The 17,535-nt window shown below is 69.6% G+C and carries 21 protein-coding genes; 8 read left to right on the forward strand and 13 right to left on the reverse strand.

What is annotated here, in order from left to right; all coding sequences use genetic code 11:
• Positions 1–37 precede the first annotated feature (37 nt).
• On the reverse strand, positions 38–871 hold the full coding sequence (truA, locus tag G9C85_RS10435; RefSeq protein WP_166039680.1) for a tRNA pseudouridine(38-40) synthase TruA: 834 nt from the start codon (positions 869–871) through the stop codon (positions 38–40).
• A gap of 284 nt (positions 872–1,155) precedes the next feature.
• On the opposite strand from truA, the gene G9C85_RS10440 reads away from it, so the two are divergent.
• The gene (locus tag G9C85_RS10440; protein ID WP_166039682.1) at positions 1,156–1,614 is read left to right on the forward strand and encodes a hypothetical protein; all 459 of its coding nucleotides are present in this window, start codon (positions 1,156–1,158) and stop codon (positions 1,612–1,614) included.
• Positions 1,615–1,632: 18 nt separating this feature from the next.
• On the opposite strand, the gene hisS is transcribed toward G9C85_RS10440, so the two are convergent.
• From hisS to G9C85_RS10465, 5 genes are all read right to left on the reverse strand, one after another.
• Positions 1,633–2,937 carry a histidine--tRNA ligase gene (gene hisS, locus G9C85_RS10445; RefSeq protein ID WP_166039683.1) on the reverse strand — a complete coding sequence of 435 codons (1,305 nt, stop codon included), beginning with the start codon at positions 2,935–2,937 and terminating at the stop codon, positions 1,633–1,635.
• A 97-nt stretch (positions 2,938–3,034) separates the two neighbouring features.
• Positions 3,035–3,625, reverse strand: coding sequence for an asparagine synthase-related protein (locus G9C85_RS10450; protein WP_166039685.1), 591 nt, complete (start codon positions 3,623–3,625; stop codon positions 3,035–3,037).
• Positions 3,626–3,973 carry a DNA-binding protein gene (locus G9C85_RS10455; RefSeq protein ID WP_166039688.1) on the reverse strand — a complete coding sequence of 116 codons (348 nt, stop codon included), beginning with the start codon at positions 3,971–3,973 and terminating at the stop codon, positions 3,626–3,628.
• A gap of 86 nt (positions 3,974–4,059) precedes the next feature.
• A complete protein-coding gene (locus G9C85_RS10460; RefSeq protein ID WP_166039690.1) occupies positions 4,060–4,515 on the reverse strand; it encodes a 30S ribosomal protein S19e in 456 nt (151 codons plus the stop codon).
• 109 nt (positions 4,516–4,624) lie between these two features.
• Positions 4,625–5,653 carry a lysylphosphatidylglycerol synthase transmembrane domain-containing protein gene (locus tag G9C85_RS10465; RefSeq protein WP_166039691.1) on the reverse strand — a complete coding sequence of 343 codons (1,029 nt, stop codon included), beginning with the start codon at positions 5,651–5,653 and terminating at the stop codon, positions 4,625–4,627.
• Positions 5,654–5,776: 123 nt separating this feature from the next.
• Here G9C85_RS10465 and thiL point away from each other — a divergent pair, with 123 nt between their 5' ends.
• Complete coding sequence (thiL, locus tag G9C85_RS10470; protein ID WP_166039693.1) at positions 5,777–6,679, forward strand: thiamine-phosphate kinase; 903 nt, start codon at positions 5,777–5,779, stop codon at positions 6,677–6,679.
• A 35-nt stretch (positions 6,680–6,714) separates the two neighbouring features.
• Here thiL and G9C85_RS10475 read toward each other — a convergent pair whose 3' ends face one another.
• Both G9C85_RS10475 and G9C85_RS10480 read right to left on the reverse strand, forming a co-directional pair.
• Complete coding sequence (locus tag G9C85_RS10475) at positions 6,715–7,881, reverse strand: site-2 protease family protein (RefSeq protein ID WP_193570692.1); 1,167 nt, start codon at positions 7,879–7,881, stop codon at positions 6,715–6,717.
• Between the two features lie 202 nt (positions 7,882–8,083).
• The gene (locus tag G9C85_RS10480) at positions 8,084–8,332 is read right to left on the reverse strand and encodes a hypothetical protein (protein ID WP_166039695.1); all 249 of its coding nucleotides are present in this window, start codon (positions 8,330–8,332) and stop codon (positions 8,084–8,086) included.
• A gap of 451 nt (positions 8,333–8,783) precedes the next feature.
• Between G9C85_RS10480 and pyrH the strand changes: the two genes are divergently transcribed.
• Positions 8,784–9,500: a UMP kinase gene (gene pyrH / locus G9C85_RS10485; RefSeq protein WP_166039697.1), complete on the forward strand. Its 717-nt coding sequence runs from the start codon at positions 8,784–8,786 to the stop codon at positions 9,498–9,500.
• Positions 9,501–9,708: 208 nt separating this feature from the next.
• Positions 9,709–11,436 carry a lysine--tRNA ligase gene (gene lysS, locus G9C85_RS10490; protein ID WP_166039699.1) on the forward strand — a complete coding sequence of 576 codons (1,728 nt, stop codon included), beginning with the start codon at positions 9,709–9,711 and terminating at the stop codon, positions 11,434–11,436.
• A gap of 43 nt (positions 11,437–11,479) precedes the next feature.
• Here the strand turns inward: lysS and G9C85_RS10495 are convergent, their stop codons facing one another.
• The 5 genes from G9C85_RS10495 to G9C85_RS10515 all read right to left on the reverse strand — a co-directional run bounded on the left by G9C85_RS10495 (position 11,480) and on the right by G9C85_RS10515 (position 14,929).
• The gene (locus G9C85_RS10495; RefSeq protein WP_166039701.1) at positions 11,480–11,989 is read right to left on the reverse strand and encodes a DUF367 family protein; all 510 of its coding nucleotides are present in this window, start codon (positions 11,987–11,989) and stop codon (positions 11,480–11,482) included.
• 78 nt (positions 11,990–12,067) lie between these two features.
• Positions 12,068–12,493 (reverse strand): hypothetical protein, encoded by a 426-nt coding sequence (locus G9C85_RS10500; RefSeq protein ID WP_166039703.1) that lies wholly within the window; start codon positions 12,491–12,493, stop codon positions 12,068–12,070.
• Positions 12,494–12,571: 78 nt separating this feature from the next.
• Complete coding sequence (locus tag G9C85_RS10505; protein ID WP_166039705.1) at positions 12,572–13,573, reverse strand: DUF5787 family protein; 1,002 nt, start codon at positions 13,571–13,573, stop codon at positions 12,572–12,574.
• Positions 13,574–13,659: 86 nt separating this feature from the next.
• Positions 13,660–13,920, reverse strand: a complete 261-nt coding sequence (locus tag G9C85_RS10510) for a hypothetical protein (protein ID WP_166039707.1) — start codon at positions 13,918–13,920, stop codon at positions 13,660–13,662.
• Positions 13,921–14,053: 133 nt separating this feature from the next.
• A complete protein-coding gene (locus G9C85_RS10515) occupies positions 14,054–14,929 on the reverse strand; it encodes a helix-turn-helix domain-containing protein (protein ID WP_166039709.1) in 876 nt (291 codons plus the stop codon).
• 215 nt (positions 14,930–15,144) lie between these two features.
• Between G9C85_RS10515 and G9C85_RS10520 the strand changes: the two genes are divergently transcribed.
• The 4 genes from G9C85_RS10520 to spt4 are packed head-to-tail and all read left to right on the forward strand — an operon-like array spanning position 15,145 to position 17,534.
• Positions 15,145–16,380 (forward strand): translation initiation factor IF-2 subunit gamma, encoded by a 1,236-nt coding sequence (locus G9C85_RS10520; RefSeq protein WP_166039711.1) that lies wholly within the window; start codon positions 15,145–15,147, stop codon positions 16,378–16,380.
• Positions 16,381–16,764 (forward strand): PIN domain-containing protein, encoded by a 384-nt coding sequence (locus G9C85_RS10525; protein ID WP_166039713.1) that lies wholly within the window; start codon positions 16,381–16,383, stop codon positions 16,762–16,764. It begins immediately after the preceding gene.
• Positions 16,765–16,766: 2 nt separating this feature from the next.
• On the forward strand, positions 16,767–17,336 hold the full coding sequence (locus G9C85_RS10530) for a DNA-directed RNA polymerase (RefSeq protein WP_166039715.1): 570 nt from the start codon (positions 16,767–16,769) through the stop codon (positions 17,334–17,336).
• Positions 17,337–17,534 carry a transcription elongation factor subunit Spt4 gene (gene spt4, locus G9C85_RS10535; RefSeq protein WP_166039716.1) on the forward strand — a complete coding sequence of 66 codons (198 nt, stop codon included), beginning with the start codon at positions 17,337–17,339 and terminating at the stop codon, positions 17,532–17,534.
• Position 17,535 lies beyond the last annotated feature (1 nt).

A 17,535-nucleotide genomic window follows, 5' to 3' on the forward strand; every position in this document is an offset into this window, starting at 1 on the left:
CCGCGACCGACGTCACCGATCCTCGTCGCAACCGAAGTCAGGGCTCGACGACGCCGTCCCGAAGCAACGCGGTGGTCGCGGCTCGGGCGACGGCGGTCTCGTTGGCGGCCGCGAAGACGGCGCGGGCGCTCTCGGCCGCCTCCGGATCGCGCTCGAACGTGACGCCGGGGTAGGTGACGTCCCGGAGGACGAGCGGTCCGGGCGGGGCGGGCCCGACGCGCTCGTGGTCCGGGATCGTCCCCGGGTCGAGCGTGCGGGAGACGGCGTCGAGGTCGCGGTCGCCGATCGCGACGGCGTGCACGAGCGAGACGAGTCGCCGGACGAGTTCCCAGAGGAAGCCGTCGGCTCGCACGTGGATCCGGAGCAAGTCGCCGTCGCGAGTCGCGGTCGCTCGCTCCACCGTCCGCGTGGTGTCGCGGTCGCTCGCGGCGGTCAAGTCCGCGAAGTCGTGCGTGCCCTCGACGCACGCGAGCGCCGCCGCTGCCCGGTCGACGTCGGCGCCGGGTGCGTACAGGTGGTAGTCGTACGCGCGACTGGTTGCGTCGTGGGTGGCGTGGAAGCCCTCGTCGACGTCCGTGCTCGCCCACGCACGGATCGAGCCGGGGAGGCGGCCGTTGAACGCGCGCGGCGTCAGCCAGTCCGGACAGTCGAACGCGACGGTCTGCGCGAGCGCGGACACGCCGGCGTCGGTGCGGCCCGCCGCCGCGTACCCGCGTGGGACGGGTCGCGCTCGATCCGTGGACGCGTCGCTCGCGAGCACGTCCAGGTCGGCGAGCGCGTCGAGGATGGCGTCCTCGACCGTCGGGACGTCCGGTTGGCGCTGGAAGCCGTGGTACGGCCGTCCGTCGTACGCGACGCGGAACGCACGCATGCCACCGGCTACGCGACCGGTCGGGAAGTGCGCTGTGGACGACGCGTACCGTCCTGGGTGGGGCGAACTGGCGACGCCGCCGCGGAGACGGCCGGGATTCGCGAGCGCGAGGTGGTGGCGTCGCGCTGGTCGTCGAGCCCACCCCGCGTCGACGTTCAGGTCACGCCGACGGTCGCCGCGCCATCGCCCATGAACCCTCGCGCTCGAACTCTCGCGCTCGAACCTTCGTCCGAGACGACGCCGACCGGCGACACGCTTACCGCCCCGGCGCCGAACCGTGAGGTATGACCGAGTACTCGGGCGAGGAGGTCGCGGAACTCGTCGGCGACGACCTCGCCGCTCGCTTCGCACTCGACGACGGCCCGTACACGGACGCGGACCTGGACGCGCTCACGGACGCGCTCGCGGAGAGTGCCGAGCTCGCGGACGACGTCGCCGACGGCGACGTGGCGGCGCTCGCGACGTTACTCAGTCCGGACTTCCTCGACGCGCACTCCGAGTTCGAGTCGTTCGCGGCGTTCCTCGACGCCAGCCCGTGGCATCGCGACGACGTCGAGGCCGCGTTCGCGGGCCGCACCGACGGCGACGACGGCGACCCCGCCGCCGCGACGACGAGTTCGTTCCTCACGCGCACCACGTCGTTCCGGACGCCCGGCGAGATGGTGCAGGCCGCCGTCGTCTACCGCTGCCGGAGCGCACTCGAGGCGTCCTCGGAGCGCGACGGCGACGACGGCGAGACGTAGGCAGAAGTAGCGTCGCAGTCAGGCGAAGTCGTCGTACGTCGGGCGGTCGCGGTCGCCGGGGAAGTCGTCGACGGGCGCGGTCGTCTGGTCGCCGCTTTCCATGTCCTTGACGGTGACTTCGTCGTTCTCGAGGTCCTGCTCGCCGACGATGACGACGGTGTCGGCGTTGATCGAGTCCGCGTACCCCATCTGTGCGCCGAAGCTCCGCCCGGAGACGTCCGTCTCCACGACGTGTCCGCGCTCGCGGAGGTCGCGAGCGACGCGCGCGGCGACGGCCCGCGTGTCGCCGACCTGGAGGACGTAGTAGTCCGTACTGAGTTCCTCCTCGGGCCAGACGCCCGCGCGCTGGAGCAAGAGTGGGAGCGTCGAGTTCATCACGCCCGGCGCGACGCCGACCGCGGGCGTCGGCTGGCCGCCGAACTCCTCGATGAGGTCGTCGTACCGGCCGCCGCCGAAGACGGACCGGGAGACCTCGCCGACGGAGTCGAAGCACTCGAAGACGACGCCCGTGTAGTAGTCGAACCCGCGCGCGGTCGTCAGCGACACGTCGCAGTACTCGCGCACGCCGAAGTCCTCGGCGGCCGCGAGGACCTCGCGGAGGTTGTCGACGGCCGGCTCGACCGCCTCGGTGAACGCCACGAGTTCGTCGAGGTCGTCCTCGCCCGCGACGAGGAGGTCGTCGAACTCTCGGGCGTCGTCGTAGGACAGCCCCGCGTCCGCGAGCAAGCCGAGGTACTCGTTCTCGTCGACCTTCGCGCGCTTGTCGACCGCGCGGATCGCGTCCCGGACGTGCACGTCGTCGCCGTACTCCTCCAGGAGCGTCTCGAGGATGTCGCGGTGACTGACGCGGAACTCGAAGTCCTCGCCGTCGAGCCCGAGTTCGCGGAGCGCGTCCACGGAGAACGCGATCACTTCCGCGTCCGCGTCCGGCTCGCTCGACCCGAAGATGTCGACGTTCGTCTGGTAGAACTCGCGGAACCGCCCCTGCTGGACGGCCTCGTAGCGCCAGAACGGCCGCGTCGACCGCCACTTGATCGGCTTGCTGAGCGCCTGCTGCTTCGCGACGACCATCCGCGCGACCGTCGGCGTCAACTCCGGCGTGAGCGTCACCATCCGACCGCCCTTGTCCTCGAACGCGTACAGTTCCTCGACGATGTCCTCGCCGCTCTTGTCCGTCCACATCTCCGCGCGCTCGAGTCGCGGCGTCTCGATCTCGCGGAACCCGTACCGGCTGGCGACGCCCTCGATCTCGTCGATGACCTGCCGGTAGGCGGCCATCTCGCGGGGATAGAAGTCAGTGAACCCCTTCAGTCCTTCGTACATACCAGAGCGTTCGCGAGTCCGTCCCTCCAACCTTTCGCTTGCCGGCGCTCGCCCGGCGGGCGGTCCAGCGGACTCGCGACCGCCCACGGGCACGCCGCTACCGCGGTCCTTCGACGTACGTCTGGTCGTGCGCCGGGAACACGTCACGGACCGCGCCCTCGCCGTGTTCATCGCGGAGGAGCACGCGGAGCTCCGCCTCGTAGTCCGCGCGCGGGATCGACTCGCTCGGCCCGACCGTCACGTCGAGCGCGTCGTCGACGAGCCGGTCGACCGCGCCACGACCGAACCCGGAGAGCGGTGCGATGTAGTCCACGTCGTGGCGATCCTCGAGACTCTGGGCTTGCGCTCGCGACACCGTCGGCACCCGGTCGTCGCGGCGCGTCCCGTCCGCGATCGCGTCGAACTCCGACGCCGCCAGTCGCTCCAGTGCGTGCTCGTGGACCGCCTGGATGCCGTTCCGCGGGAAGCCGTCCGCGACCATCCGGTCGACCGCCTCCGTCGCCGCCGCCTCCGAGAGCGACAGGCGCTCGTGGTCGAACCCGACCGCGTCCGCCGCCGCTCGCGCGTGCTCCCAGTCGTCGGTCACGCCGAAGTGCCCGGTCACGAGCGTCACGTCGTAGAAGTCCTCGAGCAACAGCGCGGCGAGCGTCGAATCCTTCCCACCGCTGTAGAGCAACCCCAGCTCCATCTACCGACGACGGACGTTGAAGCTCTTGTCGTCGGGCTTGAGTTCCTTGAGGAGAGCCTTCATCTTCTCCTCGTCGATCTTCTCGCCGAGTTGCCCGCGCTGGGCGATCGCGACGATCTGCTGTTCGGCCTGCTCGCCGAACTCCGGCTTCGACATCTTCACGGAGTTCAGTCGCTTGCGCGCCCCGTCCGTGAGGTGCTGGCGAAGGACCGCCTTCTTCTGGGCCTCGGCCTGCTGGCGTCGCGCTTCCTGGGCTTCCGCGTCACCGGACTCCTGCTGTTTGCGCTCGCGCAACTCCTGCATCTTCTCCTCTCGAAGCTCCTCGAGGTCGTCCTGGCTGTCACTCATAGGAACGCGTAGGGGCGTCGGCGAAAAAACGGTTTCGGGACTCGAAGACGGTCGCGCGACGAGCGACCGTCGCCCCGACGGCGTCCTCAGGCGTACTTCTCGAGTTCAGGACGGTCGAGGTCCTGCATGACCTCGCCGGCGGTGTCGTCGAGCAGACTCCGGCCGTCGGGCGTGATCGCGCGGCCCTGCCCCTCGCGGGTCTGGATGAGGTCCTCCTCCTCGAGTTGCTGGAGGAGCGTCCGGATGACCTTCTTCGAGCCGTCCTCGCGGTGCGTGCCCGAGACCTTGTAGCGGTTCGTGCCGTCCTTCGCGCCGCCGTACATCGTGGAGAGACGCTCGATGCCGATGGGTTCGTTGTCCGCGACCTTCCGGAGGAGGCTGGCGCCGCGGCGCGCCCAGAAGTCCTCCTGCTCGGGCGGGAGCTCCTTGCTGTTGCCCGTGGTCGTGAACTGCATCCAGTCCGGCTCCTCGAGTCGGTCCGAGAGGTCGTCGGCGAGGGCCTCGATGAGGTCCTCGGCCGGGACGTCGTACATCGTCGTCATTGCCGGTTCGTACCCCCGCACTGCCTAAAAGTCCATCGTATTCGATAGCCGCCGGTCGGCGCAGCGAACGCACGAAACGGCCGTCAGGCGGTCGCTCGAGCCGGCTCGGTCAGTTTCGAGCCGATATCGCGGCGACGGAGCCGCCGCCGAGGAGGAGCGGCAGCCAGTACGTCGCGGCGCGATGCAGGAGGACGGCTGCGGCGACCGTGCCGCTCCCGAGCGCCGTCACGGGCGTCAGGACGAATATGAGGACGGCCTCGATGCCGCCGAGGCCGCCGGGGAGTGGCGTGACGCCGGCGAGGCTCCCGAGCGGGATGGCGAGCATCGACGCGGCGACGACGTTCCAGGCGGGAACGTCGCTGACGGCGTACAGCGACAGGGAGAGCGACGCGATGGTGAACGCCCACCCGAGCGCGGACAGCGAGAGCGCGGTCGCGAGGTTCCTGCGGTCCGTCGCGACGCGCTCGATGGCGTGGAAGAACCCCTCGATGCGGGCCTCGATGGCGTCGACGCTCACGCGCGAGACCACGGGAATGCGAGCGGACACCCGGCCGAGAACGGGCGCGAGCCCGCGAACGATTCGATGCTCGATCGCGTACCGGTGACGCCACCCGAGGACGGCGCCGACGGCGAGCGCGACCGCGAGGGCGGCGACGGCGGCGGCGACGAACACGAGTCGGTCGTTGAACGCGATCGTGACCGCGTAGTAGCCGACTGCGAGCAGCGCGAACCCGATCGACGGCACGAAGTTCAGTCCGTCGACGCTCGCGATCGCGGCGAGCGCGGTCTCGTACTCGGTGTCGGCCTCGCGCGAGATGAACAGCGCACTCACGGGCTCCCCGCCCGCTTGCCCGAACGGCGTGACGTTGTTCGCGAACATCGCCGCGGTGAACACGACGAACGACTGGACGACGCTCATGGACAGCCCGAGGCTCGAGAGGACCGATCGGAGCGCCAGCCCCCACGACGTCAGCCAGCAGAGCGCGGCGAGGACGATGAGCGCGAGCACGCCCGGCGGTGCCTGCGCGAGTCGCTCGAGGACGTCGTCGACCCCGACGAACCAGAGCAACCCTGCGAGCACGAGTGCGGCGCCGACGAATCCGGCGACTATCGCGCGAGCGTCGACGTCCTCGAACATACTCGTCTCGTCGACCGCGCGCGATTTCAAGCCACCGCCTTCCAGGTCCGGGCTCGTCGCGACCTCGGGGTCGCGGCTCGGGGTATCGTTCGGCTTTTGTCACCGCGTCCAGTACCCCGAGGCATGGACGAACGCGCGGCGCTCGACCTGGTCGGGGGGCTGGTCGGGCACGCCGGGGACGACGCTGCGGTCGTCGACGGGACGGTGGTGACGACGGACATGCTCCACGAGACCACCGACTTCCCGCCGGGGACGACGCGGTACACGGCGGGGTGGCGGGCGGTGGGGGCGTCGCTCTCGGACGTCGCCGCGATGGGGGCGCGAGCGACCGCCGCGGTCGCGGTGTACGCCGCGCCCCGGTTCGACGGGACGGAGCTCGAGCGGTTCGTCGAGGGGGCGAAAGCGGTCTGCGAGCGCGTGGACGCGGCGTACGTCGGCGGAGACCTCGACGGGCACGAGGAGTTCACCGTGGCGTCCACGGCACTCGGCGAGACGACCGCGCCCGTCTACCGCGACGGCGCGACGGCGGGCGACGTCGTCTGCGTCACGGGCGAACTCGGTCGGTCCGCCGCGGCGCTCCGCGCGTTCGACGCCGGCGACGTCGACCGCGCGAACGACCTGTTCCAGTTCACGCCACGCGTCGCTGCCGGGCGTGCCCTCGCCGGGCACGCGACCGCGATGATGGACTCCAGCGACGGCCTCGCCCGCTCGCTCCACCAGCTCGCGTCCGCGAGCGACTGCGCGATCGACGTCGACGAGGACGCGATCCCGGTCGCCGACGCGGTGTCGGCGTACGCCGAGGACGCGGCGGACGCCCGCGAGATGTCGCTGTTCTTCGGCGAAGACTTCGAACTCGTCGCTACGCTTCCCGCGGACGCGGTCCCGGCGGCCCGCGAGGCCTGTCCGACGAACCTCGCCGTCGTCGGCGAAGTGAACGCGGCCGAGGAGGCGGCCGACGGTGCGGACGGGAGCGTCACGGTCGACGGCGACGCCCTCCCGAACCGCGGATTCACGCACGGGGCCTGAGAACCCCATTCGGGGAACCTACCCGATGCCGGTGATCACGTCGTCGAGACGAGCACGGGGACGGGCATGAAGCACGCGGCGCCGAGGACGAACGTGAGCGCGGCGAGCACGAGCCGACGACGGTCGAGCGGGTCGTCGCGGACGGGTTCGGCGGTGCCGGCGCGTCCGACGACGAGCGTGAGCACGCCCCAGAACACCCAGATGACGACCGCCTGGAACGTGACGCGCTCGACGTAGTGCAGGTAGCCCGCGAGCCCGAACAGCGACACGGGTACGAACGCGGCGAGCGTGGACTGATCTTCGCCGAAGACGGCGCGCGTGATGTGCCCGCCGTCGAGCTGGCCGACGGGGATGAGGTTCAGGACGGTGACGAACGCGCCGACCCAGCCGCCGATCACGACCGGGTTCACGTTCAGCGCGGAGCCGTACTCGAGGGGTTGGCCGGTAACCCACGACAGCACGTGCATCAGCGGTGGGAAGCCGAGACTGATGGTGACCGTGCCCTCGGCGTTCAGCACGGACGGGTCGACGGGAATCGGTGGCAGGTAGAGTCCGACGACGGTGACGACGATCGTCGCGGCGAGTCCCGCGAGCGGCCCGCTCGCGCCGATGTCGAACAGCGCCTTCCGGTCGGGCATCCGGCCCTTCATGCGGATGACGGCGCCCATCGTCCCGATGAGGCTCGGGAACGGGATGAAGTAGGGGAGGCTCGCGTTCACGCGGTGGTACCGACTCGCGACGTAGTGCCCGAGCTCGTGCGTCATGAGGACGCCCATCACGGCCGCGGAGAACGGCCACGCGGTCGTCAGCGCCGTCACGGGGTCGGCGACGGGGTCGACGAGGTACCACTGTGCGCCGACGAACAGCGTCGTGAAAACCGTCGCGAGGAACAGCAGGACGTTCTTCCAGGGGATGCCGTCGATCCCGTAGGACTGCTCGGTGGCGACGAGGACGTACCGGCCGGCTTCGACGGTCAACTCGACTTCGTACCCGTGCTCGTGGAACACCTGCCAGATGTCCCTGACTACGGTCTCGGGGACGCCGAGCGGTTCGCCGTAGTACCGCACCTCGTCGTTCTCGACGCGCGTCTCGTACGTGTGGAAGTGGTCGTCGAACGCGGCGGGGTCCGGTGCGTCCGGGGGCGTCGAGGGCGGACCGGCGGGTGGCGGACTCGCCGATGGAGCGGGGGCGCCGGGCTGCATCTACGCCAGGCTAAGACGTGCCCGCGTAAAAACCCACGGCGCACTCGTGGCGACGAAGCCGGCGAGTGCGACGGGTGGGAAGGACCGATGGTGCGGAAAGGGACCGGTGGTGTGGGAAGGACCGGTGGTGTGGGGGAGGTGCGGGGACCGGCGGGGACCAGATCCGCGCAAGTGTCGATGCGTCGAGTCGCGTGGCGTCGGGTCAGGCCGGTTCGACGCGCCAGGTGGTCGCGCTCGTGTACGACCACTTCTCGATCTCGAGGTCTTCGGCGGCGTCGGTCAGCTTGACCATCAGCGCGCCGATCTCCTTGGGGGAGAGACCGACCTCGTCCGCGATGAACTTCGACTTGAAGTACATCTCGCCGTCGGCGGCCTTCTCCGCGAGGTAGTCCTTCAGGCGGGCTTCCTTGCTCGGCGCGTCGTCCGTGGAGGGTTGCGTCGTTGCGCTCATTGTGAGTTGCCTCGCTCGTCGCTATCACCGGGAGGATGTTATAAAGGGGAGTCCCTTCGGTTCGTTTAGTGTTTTTTCGGGTAATCTCGCGTTCATTTCACCTTTCGACAGGATTCACTGTCGTTTCATGGGCAGCTTAGAATGACTTAGACGTTTTACAACTGTCTCTAACACTTCGAAACTGCTCCTTACTGGACCGATCCGAACTGTCGGTCGGATCCGCGTTCGAGGGGTCGGTCCGGGCCGATCCGGCCGATCGAGTGCTCGCTCGCAGCGCTCCCGTTCCCGTCCATACTTGCCCATTCATGGTCCGCGAACGAGGCCACGCGACCACCCATGGGGGTCCGTTCGCTGGCCGCGTCGGCAGCAATCCCGATCCGGGGTCCGAGCGAGTCGACCGTCGGCCGCGAGTTGGCAACCCTTATGAACTGCAGCGGGGTATCCGGTGGTAATGAAGGTAGTCGTCTCCATCGGCGGGAGCGTCCTCGCCCCCGACCTCGACTCGCCTCGCGTGTCGGCGTACGCGGACGTCGTCGAGACGCTCGTCGACGACGGCTGTCGCGTCGCGGCAGTCGTCGGCGGCGGTGGCGTCGCGCGGGACTACATCGGCGCGGCGCGCGCCCTCGGCGCGAACGAGATCGAGCTCGACCAGCTCGGGATCGACGTCACGCGCCTGAACGCGCGCCTGCTCATCGCCGCGCTCGGCGAGGGCGTCGCGACCGCGCCAGCGACCGACTACGAGGAAGCCGGCGAGATCCTGCGGAACGACGACGTCTGCGTGATGGGGGGCGTCGCGCCCGCTCAGACGACGGACGCCGTCTCCGCGGCCGTCGCGGAGTACGTCGGCGCGGACCTCCTCGTGTACGCCACCTCCGTCCCCGGCGTGTACTCCGACGACCCGAACGAGGTCGCGGACGCCGAACAGTACCCCCAGCTCTCCGCGGCCGAACTCGTCGACGTCATCGCGGGCCTCGAGATGAACGCCGGGTCGTCCGCGCCCGTCGACCTCCTCGCGGCGAAGATCATCCAGCGTGCTGGCACGCGCTCGATCGTCCTCGACGGGACGAAGCCGGAGCGCGTCCTCGACGCGGTCCGCTACGGCGACCACGACGGCACCGACATCGTCCCCGAGGCCGCCGGCGACGACCTGACGTACTGGGCGGAGTGACGCGCCGACGCTCCGGCGGGGCGATGCGACGACGCGCAGATGACGTGATGCGTCGACGCTGCGGTGGGTGACGCGTCGCCGTTCGGGCAGACGGACGCGGCTCGGAGGCAGCCGCTTGCTCGCGTTCTCCGCAGTTGACAACCCTTAAGAACGGCTCGCTCGGACGTTCTCGTATGATTCGACCTCTCGTAGCGGCCGGTGGTGCGTCGTGAGCGACGACGCGATCAGTCCGTACACGTTGAGCGACGACGCCGGCGACGCCGACGACGTGGACGCGGAGGACGGGCGGGGCGGTCGGCGGCGCGCGTTCTGGGCGGACCGCGTCGCGGACGTCGTCGAGGCGCGGAACCCGTCGGAACCCATCGTGATCAAGGGCGGCATCAGTCCGTCGGGCGTCCCGCACCTCGGGAACATGAACGAGGTGATGCGCGGGTACTTCGTCGCCGAGGTGCTGCGCGAACGCGGCCACGAGGTCCGGCAGGTGTTCACGAGCGACGACCGCGACCCCCTGCGGAAGCTCCCGCGGAAGCTCGCGGACCTCGAGGGCGACCTCGTCGACCTCGGGGACGTGGACGCGGGCGCGCTCGGTCGGAACCTCGGGCATCCCTACACGGCGATCCCGGATCCGTTCGGGTGCTGTGACTCGTACGGCGCGCACTTCTCGAACCTCATTCAGTCCGGCGCGGACGCGCTCGGTGTCCCGATCGACCTCGTCTCGAACACGGAACTCTACGAGTCCGGCGAGTTCGAGGACGTCACACGATACGTCCTGGAGCACGTCGACGAGGCGCGCGACGTCTTGCGCGAGTACCAGGACAAGGTCGACGACGACTACGTGCCGTTCAATCCGATCTGTGCCGAGTGCGGAAAGGTCACGGAGACCGTGACGGCCATCCGCGCGAGCGAGGGCGAGGTCGACTACGAGTGCACGGACATGGAGGCCGGCGACCAGGTCATCTCGGGCTGCGGGCACGAGGGCACCGCGTCGCTCCGCCAAGGGAAGCTCCCGTGGCGCCTGGAGTGGCCCGCGCAGTGGCAGGTGCTGGGCGTGGACTTCGAGCCGTTCGGGAAGGACCACGCGGAGGGGTCGTGGCCGAGCGGCGAGGACGTCGCCCGGAACCTCCTCGGGAACGAGCCGCCGGTCCCGATGGTGTACGAGTGGTTCACGCTCGACGGCGAACCCTTCTCGTCGAGCGAGGGCCACGTCGTCCTCGTCGACGACGTCCTCGACCTGCTCGAACCCGAGGTGCTCCGATTCTTCTTCGCGAAGAATCCGAAGAAGGCGCGAGACTTCCCGCTCTCCAGGCTCGACCAGCTCGTCGACGAGTTCGACCGGTTCGAGCGCATCTACTACGGCGACGTCGAGGGGACCGAGGAGGAGCGCGAGCGCGCCGAGCGCGTCTACCCGTTCCTCGTCGACCACGTCGAGCCCGGAACGCGCCCCGAGGACGTCGATTCCGACGGGGAAGAACGGCCGGTTCGGATCCCGTACACGTTCGCGGCGGTGCTCGGGATGTTCCCGGACCACGACGTGCGCGTCGAGCACGCCGTCAAGCAAGGGCACCTCCCCGAGGACCCGAGCGACGCGGTCGTCGACCGGGCGTTCGAGCGCGTCGAGCGCGCCCGGAACTGGGCGGGCCGCATGGACAACGAGTACAACTACACCGTCCTCGAGGACCTCCCCGAGGTCGCGTTCGACGCCGAGACGGAGGCCGCGCTCGACGAACTCGCCGCGTTCGTCGAGGCGGGCCACGACGGCGAGGCCATCCAGGGCGAGATCTACGAGACGGCGAAGGACAATGGAATACCGATCGGCGAGTTCTTCGCGGCGGGCTACGAGCTGTTCTTCGGCGAGGACGAGGGCCCGCAGCTCGGGCAGTTCCTCGGGAAGCTCGAGACCGAGTTCGTCGTGCAGCGGCTGCGTCGCGAGGCCTGAGCGGTCGGAGTTGCGTCGCGAGGTCCGAGCGGTCGGGGTCCGATTATTCTGCGGCGTCGGGTTCGTCGACGAGGTAGTCGTCCTGGACGGCGACGACGTCCGAGGAGTCCTCGCAGTCGGCGTAGCGCGCGAGCGGCTCGGCGTTGAGTTCGAGGAACGTCTCGCCCCACGTGAACTTCGCAAGGATCGCCTCGGCGTGCTCGCGGTCGCCGAGGATGACGAGCGCCGCAGCGAGTGCTTCGACGGTCGTGAGCTGGAAGGCGTTCCCGTAGTTCACGGGGTTCGCGGCGACGAGGAACGGGAGCGCGCGGTGCTCGCCCGCGATGGAGAACATCGCCTCGCCGGCGGTCTCCCACGAGCAGTCCAGCGCGACGAGCCGGGACGCGTCCGCGTCCGCGGGCGAGAGCGCGACGTCGGCGTGGGGATTCAGGACGACGCCGTACGGCGTCGCGCGGTCCGAGCGATGGAGCTCGGCGAGCGAGAAGCGCTCGAGCTTGCGCACCGTGCACTTGTCGGGGTCGTCGTCGCCCTCGTACCGCACGTGCAGGTCCACGGTCGAGTCGACGTTCGCGGCGGGCGGGGAAAAGCGACGCGCTCCGCCGGCTGTCGGCTGCCTCTGGCTGCTCGCCGGCTAGTTCCCGGCGAGGTCGTCGTAGAGTGCGTGGACGTCGACGAGCGCGACGTCGTGGTCGGCGATCGTGTCGAGGTGCTCGTCGCGCGTGCCGTGACTCGGGTGGTCGTCGAGCGCGTCGAAGACGTCCGCGAGGAAGCCCTCGAGTGCGTCGTGGAGGTCGTCGTAGGTCGTCTCGACGTGGCCGCCGTGGAGGTCGAGGTGGACGCGGTCGCCGCGCCGGGCGAGGTCGTACCCCAGGTACTGCGGGTGCGTGGTGCGCTGGAAGCTCGCGCAGTCGTAGAGTCGGAGCAGTTGATGCATGGAGCCGTACGTGTGGACGACGGCGTCGTCGTCGTCGTAGACGGCGAACTCGACGTGGTCCGACGGGCCGAGGGCGGCGGTGTCCCAGCCGCCCGCGACGTCTCGGAGTTCGAACGCGACCATTGTGGGTGCGTTCGACGTGGCAGACAAGAACGGTTGTGGTTCCGGTCGAGCGCGACGGTCGGTCTTCGAAACAGCTCGCTACTGGAAGGCGTCGAGGCCGCTCTGGCGGGTCCGGCGGCCGTCCGGGTCCCGGCGCCACGCGCTGTTGGCGTCGCGTTCGGCGTCGAGGTCGACGTCGAATGCGTCCCCGGGGTCGTGGCCGGGGCAGTCGGCGCCGCAGTCTCGCGCCGGGTCGACGACGCGGTCGTGGTACGTGCAGTGGGGGAGCGTCGCGTGGTCGGCGACGGCGGGGGCGTCGGGCGCGACGCGCTCGCAGTCGGGGAGCGAGTAGGTCCGCCAACCCTTGCCGTACGCGCGTTCGGCGAGGCGGCGGCGGGCGTCGCGCTTGGCGTCGGCGTCGACGACGGCGACGTCGGTCCGCGCCGGCCTCGCGTCGAGCAGTTCGACGCCGGGTTCGTCGACGGGCAACCGCGTGGGTTCCCGGAGGACGTCGAGGGCGTCCGCGTCTGGGTCGTCCGCGCTGGGGTCGTAGCGCCAGACGCCGACGGCGTCGGGGATGCGGTTCAGGTGCGCGCCCGTGACGTGGCTCGCGGTGGCGAGCACGACGCGGTCGGCGAGCGCGAGACTGACGTCCTGGCGGAGCTGGCGTTCGAGCGCGCCGGGCGTCCCGAGGTCGGGCTTGTTCTCGACGGCGAGCACGTCCCCGAACCAGTCGTCGGGATATCTGGCGGTCTGCCGGAGGTACTCGCGGCCGCCGCGGCGCTCGCGCTCGAAGAACCCGCGGTCGACGCAGGCGTCCGCGATCCGTCGCGCGGACTCCTCGCCGAGGTCGTCGGGGAGGGCGTCGCGCCACGGGCGGGCGCGGCCGGGGCCGGCGGGCCCGCGGATCGCGGGGTCGGGGATGCGATCGGGCGTGATGGCAGCCCGCTCCTCGAACGACGGGCCGCGCTCGACGTGCACGACGTCGAGCACGCGGTTCCCGGGAGCGTGCACGCCGCCGCCGAGCTGGCGTGCGAGGACGCCGTCGCGCTCGCGCTCGAGGTGGGCGCACAGCGCGAGTTCGAACCCGTACTCGGACACGACTGGTGGCTAGGCGTCGAGGACGAAAAGCGTCGCGCTCGACGCGGTCGACGATCGAGAAATAGGAAGCGGCGCTTTCGAGCTCGTCAGAGGCTCTCGCCGACGGCGTGCACGAGGGCGACGGGGAGTGCGACCGCGCCGACGACGAGTGCGGCGGCGGCGAGCATGCCGAGTGCGACGGCGACGGCGGGGACGTTCGCTGCGGCGACGACGACGGCCGCCAGCACGGCGAGGACTGCGGCGACGAGCGCGAGTGCGCGTGCGGCGACCTGCAGCGACGACGGTGCGACCGGGCTCGGAACGTCGAGGACGTTCCGGCGTTCGTGGGAGTTGAGTTGGGGGTTCATCTACAGTCGTACAGACGGCCGCAGACGCCTTAAGGGTAATCTGAATTACATTTCTGTAGGGCGTCCTACTGAAATCTCGTTCAGTACCAACGGCGGAAGGATAGGCAAGCCCGCGTTCGAAGGGGCAAGCGCGTCAGTCGCGGGCGACGTCGACGACCCGGAGGTCCTCGTCGAGCGCGACGGCCATCCGCTCGTCGTCGAGCGGGATGTCGACGCGCACCCGGAACGGGTCCTCGCGCTCAACGGTCGTGTGGTGGTCCGAGACGCACCACGGGAGCTGCCAGTACGGCGTTCCGTTCAGGTCGACGCCGTGCTTGCGGTGGAACGTCACGACGTCGGACTGGTCGAGGAGGACGAGCCCGACCGCCGAGCACAGCGAGTGCCCGCACTGCGCGCACTCGTGCTCGACGCGGAGGTCCGCACCGAGACAGCACTCGCCGCCGCGCTCGACGTGGCTCTCCATCCGTCCGTTGCACTCCGGGCAGACGCCGTCGGCCGCGAGACAGTGCAGGTGCCGGACGCGCTGGTCGAACGCCGCCATCACCTCCTCGCGCGACCGGTCCGTGAGGCCGCCCGGCGGGAACGGGTACTCGCCGTGCGCGTGCTCGCACTCCGGGCAGTAGACGGTGATCGTCTCGTCTTCGTACTCGGCGACGAGCGTCGCCGAGCACGCGACGCACTCGCCGTCGATCTCGAACGGCTCCCAGCGCGGATCGTGCGTGAACTCGCCCGCGAGCACGGCGCGGACGACCTTCTTCCCGGCGTGCTTCAGCGCGTAACCGTCCTCCCCGTTCGAGACGAACTGGCCGACGAGCTCCTGGAGGTGGTAGTTGAACTGCGCGCTGTCCCGGACGCCGACCGCCTCCCGCAGGCGCGAGAACCGGACGACGTCAGCGTCGGCCTGCCAGAGCGCTTCGAGGATGGCGAGGCGCGTCTCGTTCCCGACCACCGAGAACGCCTCGGCGGGCTCGACGCAGTCCTCGCAGTCGGTGATGCTGGCACGACTCATGTCAATACGAGGGACCGCGACGCTACTAAACGTTCCCCAAAACCAGCTTTTGTAAACGTGGTGTCATAAATCTCGGCCGAAGACGGGTCGCGACCCCAGTAACGCGACGCCCGTAATGCGACGCTACCGGCGCCGCGACGCCTCGCGCTGGAAGGCAGGAACGGTGGGTTTATCAAGCGCACAGGGGTATTCGTATCCAAGATTCCTCTTTGAAGATGTCAGGAACACACCGACAACCGGAGGTGAACATCGGACTCGTCGGCCACGTCGACCACGGCAAGACGACGCTCGTGCAGGCGCTGAGTGGCGAGTGGACCGACCAGCACTCCGAGGAGATGAAGCGCGGCATCTCCATCCGACTGGGTTACGCGGACGCGACGTTCCGCAAGTGCCCGGAGTGCGACGACACCGAAGCGTTCACCGTCGAGGAGACCTGCCCCGAGCACGACGTCGACACCGAGGTCCTGCGGACGGTCTCGTTCGTCGACGCCCCCGGTCACGAGACGCTGATGGCGACGATGCTCTCCGGCGCCGCGATCATGGACGGCGCCGTCCTCGTCGTCTCCGCGACCGAGGACGTCCCGCAGGCACAGACCGAAGAACACCTGATGGCGCTCGACATCATCGGCATCGAGAACATCGTCATCGCCCAGAACAAGGTCGACCTCGTCGACGCCGACCGGGCGCGCGAGAACTACGAGCAGATCCAGGAGTTCGTCGAGGGAACCGTCGCCGAGGGCGCACCGGTCGTCCCGATCAGCGCCCAGCAGGACGTCAACACGGACGTCCTCATCGAGACGATCGAACGCGAGATCCCGACGCCCGAGCGCGACCCGGACGCGGACCCGCTCCTGCACTGCGCGCGGAGCTTCGACATCAACCGGCCCGGTACCACGTGGGAGGACCTCCTGGGTGGCGTCGTCGGCGGGTCGCTCGTCCGCGGCCGCCTCGACCCCGACGAGGAGATCGAGATCAAGCCCGGGCGCGAGGTCGAGGAGGGCGGCCAGACCGAGTACCGACCGATCGAGACGAGCATCCGGTCGCTGCAGGCCGGCGGCACGTCGGTCGACGAGGTCTCTCCGGGCGGTCTGCTCGGCGTCGGCACCGGCCTCGATCCGGCGCTCACGAAGGGCGACGCGCTCGCCGGCCAGCTCGCTGGGCGACCCGGGACGCTCCCGCCGGTCTGGGACTCGTTCACGATGAGCGTCGACCTGCTCGATCGCGTCGTCGGGGACGAGATGACGGAAGTGGAACCGATCAACACCGGGGAGCCGCTGATGCTCACCGTCGGCACCGCGACGACCGTCGGCGCCGTCACGTCCGCTCGCGACGGCGAGTGCGAGGTGAACCTCAAGCGCCCGGTGTGCTCGGAGACGGGCGCGAAGATCGCGATCAACCGCCGCGTCGGCGCCCGCTGGCGGCTGATCGGCGTCGGGACGCTCGACGAATAGATGCGCGTGGCGCTCGACACCAGTGCACTCATGATGCCGGTCGAACTCGACGTCCGACTGTTCGACGAACTCGCTCGAGTCGCGGAGGACTACGACGCGGTCGTCCCGGAAGCGGTCGTCGAGGAACTCAGAGAGCTGTCCGCGGGCGGTGGCGGCATCGAGGGCACCGCGGCGTCGGTCGGCTACGACCTCGCGGTCGAGCGTTGCGAGCGCGTTGACACGACTGAATCGTATGCGGACGACGCACTCGTCGAACTCGCCACCGAGGAGCGAGTGGACGCCGTCGTCACGAACGACCGGCCGCTGCGCGACCGCGTTCTGGACGCGAGCGTTCCGGTAATAGCATTACGCGGCACGAACAAACTGGATATAACTCGACCATAGCGATGTACAAGAAGGTCAGGCTCAAGGATACGGTAGAGGTCCCCCCGAAGGAGCTCGCGGACGTCAGTCCCGAGCTCGTCAAGCGACTGCTGCAGGACAAACTCGAGGGGCGAATGGACGAAGACGTCGGGAGCGTCGTCTCCGTCGTGAACGTACACGACATCGGGACGGGCGCGGTGCTGCCGAATCGACCGGGCGTGTACTACGAGGCGGAGTTCGACGCGGTGACGTTCGACCCGCAGATGCAGGAGGTCGTCGACGGGACGGTCGTCGAGGTCGTGGAGTTCGGGGCGTTCGTCGGCATCGGGCCGGTCGACGGCCTGCTGCACGTCTCCCAGATCAGCGACGAGTACCTCGCGTACGACGGCCAGAACCAGCAGCTGGCGTCGAGCGAGTCCGATCGGACGCTCGCCGTCGACGACGCGATCCGGGCGCGGATCGTCACGAAGAGCATCGACGAGCGGAACCCGCGTGACTCGAAGATCGGGTTGACGGCGAAGCAGCCGGGACTGGGCAAGCACGGCTGGCTCCAGGAGGACCGGCAGGGCCGCGAAGCGGAGGCTGGTGATTAGATGGCCCAAGATCGCCTCGTCTGTCGCGAGTGCCATCGCGTCGTGGAACCGGACGCGAACCAGTGTCCGTCCTGTGGGTCGACGTCGCTCTCGGAGGACTGGGCGGGATACGTCGTGATCGCACACCCGGAGACCTCGATGATTGCGGAGGAGATGGAGGTCACCGAGGCGGGTTCGTACGCGCTGAAGGTCCGGTAGC

This window comes from Halorubellus sp. JP-L1, assembly GCF_011440375.1.
Taxonomy (GTDB): Archaea; Halobacteriota; Halobacteria; order Halobacteriales; family Natrialbaceae; genus Halorubellus.

Excerpts from the sequence above, each read along its gene's own strand:
- truA (WP_166039680.1), bottom strand. The coding sequence starts at position 871 with ATGCGTGCGTTCCGCGTCGCGTACGACGGACGGCCGTACCACGGCTTC.
- G9C85_RS10440 (WP_166039682.1), top strand. The coding sequence starts at position 1,156 with ATGACCGAGTACTCGGGCGAGGAGGTCGCGGAACTCGTCGGCGACGAC.
- hisS (WP_166039683.1), bottom strand. The coding sequence starts at position 2,937 with ATGTACGAAGGACTGAAGGGGTTCACTGACTTCTATCCCCGCGAGATG.
- G9C85_RS10450 (WP_166039685.1), bottom strand. The coding sequence starts at position 3,625 with ATGGAGCTGGGGTTGCTCTACAGCGGTGGGAAGGATTCGACGCTCGCC.
- G9C85_RS10455 (WP_166039688.1), bottom strand. The coding sequence starts at position 3,973 with ATGAGTGACAGCCAGGACGACCTCGAGGAGCTTCGAGAGGAGAAGATG.
- G9C85_RS10460 (WP_166039690.1), bottom strand. The coding sequence starts at position 4,515 with ATGACGACGATGTACGACGTCCCGGCCGAGGACCTCATCGAGGCCCTC.
- G9C85_RS10465 (WP_166039691.1), bottom strand. The coding sequence starts at position 5,653 with ATGTTCGAGGACGTCGACGCTCGCGCGATAGTCGCCGGATTCGTCGGC.
- thiL (WP_166039693.1), top strand. The coding sequence starts at position 5,777 with ATGGACGAACGCGCGGCGCTCGACCTGGTCGGGGGGCTGGTCGGGCAC.
- G9C85_RS10475 (WP_193570692.1), bottom strand. The coding sequence starts at position 7,881 with ATGCAGCCCGGCGCCCCCGCTCCATCGGCGAGTCCGCCACCCGCCGGT.
- G9C85_RS10480 (WP_166039695.1), bottom strand. The coding sequence starts at position 8,332 with ATGAGCGCAACGACGCAACCCTCCACGGACGACGCGCCGAGCAAGGAA.
- pyrH (WP_166039697.1), top strand. The coding sequence starts at position 8,784 with ATGAAGGTAGTCGTCTCCATCGGCGGGAGCGTCCTCGCCCCCGACCTC.
- G9C85_RS10500 (WP_166039703.1), bottom strand. The coding sequence starts at position 12,493 with ATGGTCGCGTTCGAACTCCGAGACGTCGCGGGCGGCTGGGACACCGCC.
- G9C85_RS10510 (WP_166039707.1), bottom strand. The coding sequence starts at position 13,920 with ATGAACCCCCAACTCAACTCCCACGAACGCCGGAACGTCCTCGACGTT.
- G9C85_RS10515 (WP_166039709.1), bottom strand. The coding sequence starts at position 14,929 with ATGAGTCGTGCCAGCATCACCGACTGCGAGGACTGCGTCGAGCCCGCC.
- G9C85_RS10520 (WP_166039711.1), top strand. The coding sequence starts at position 15,145 with ATGTCAGGAACACACCGACAACCGGAGGTGAACATCGGACTCGTCGGC.
- G9C85_RS10525 (WP_166039713.1), top strand. The coding sequence starts at position 16,381 with ATGCGCGTGGCGCTCGACACCAGTGCACTCATGATGCCGGTCGAACTC.
- G9C85_RS10530 (WP_166039715.1), top strand. The coding sequence starts at position 16,767 with ATGTACAAGAAGGTCAGGCTCAAGGATACGGTAGAGGTCCCCCCGAAG.
- spt4 (WP_166039716.1), top strand. The coding sequence starts at position 17,337 with ATGGCCCAAGATCGCCTCGTCTGTCGCGAGTGCCATCGCGTCGTGGAA.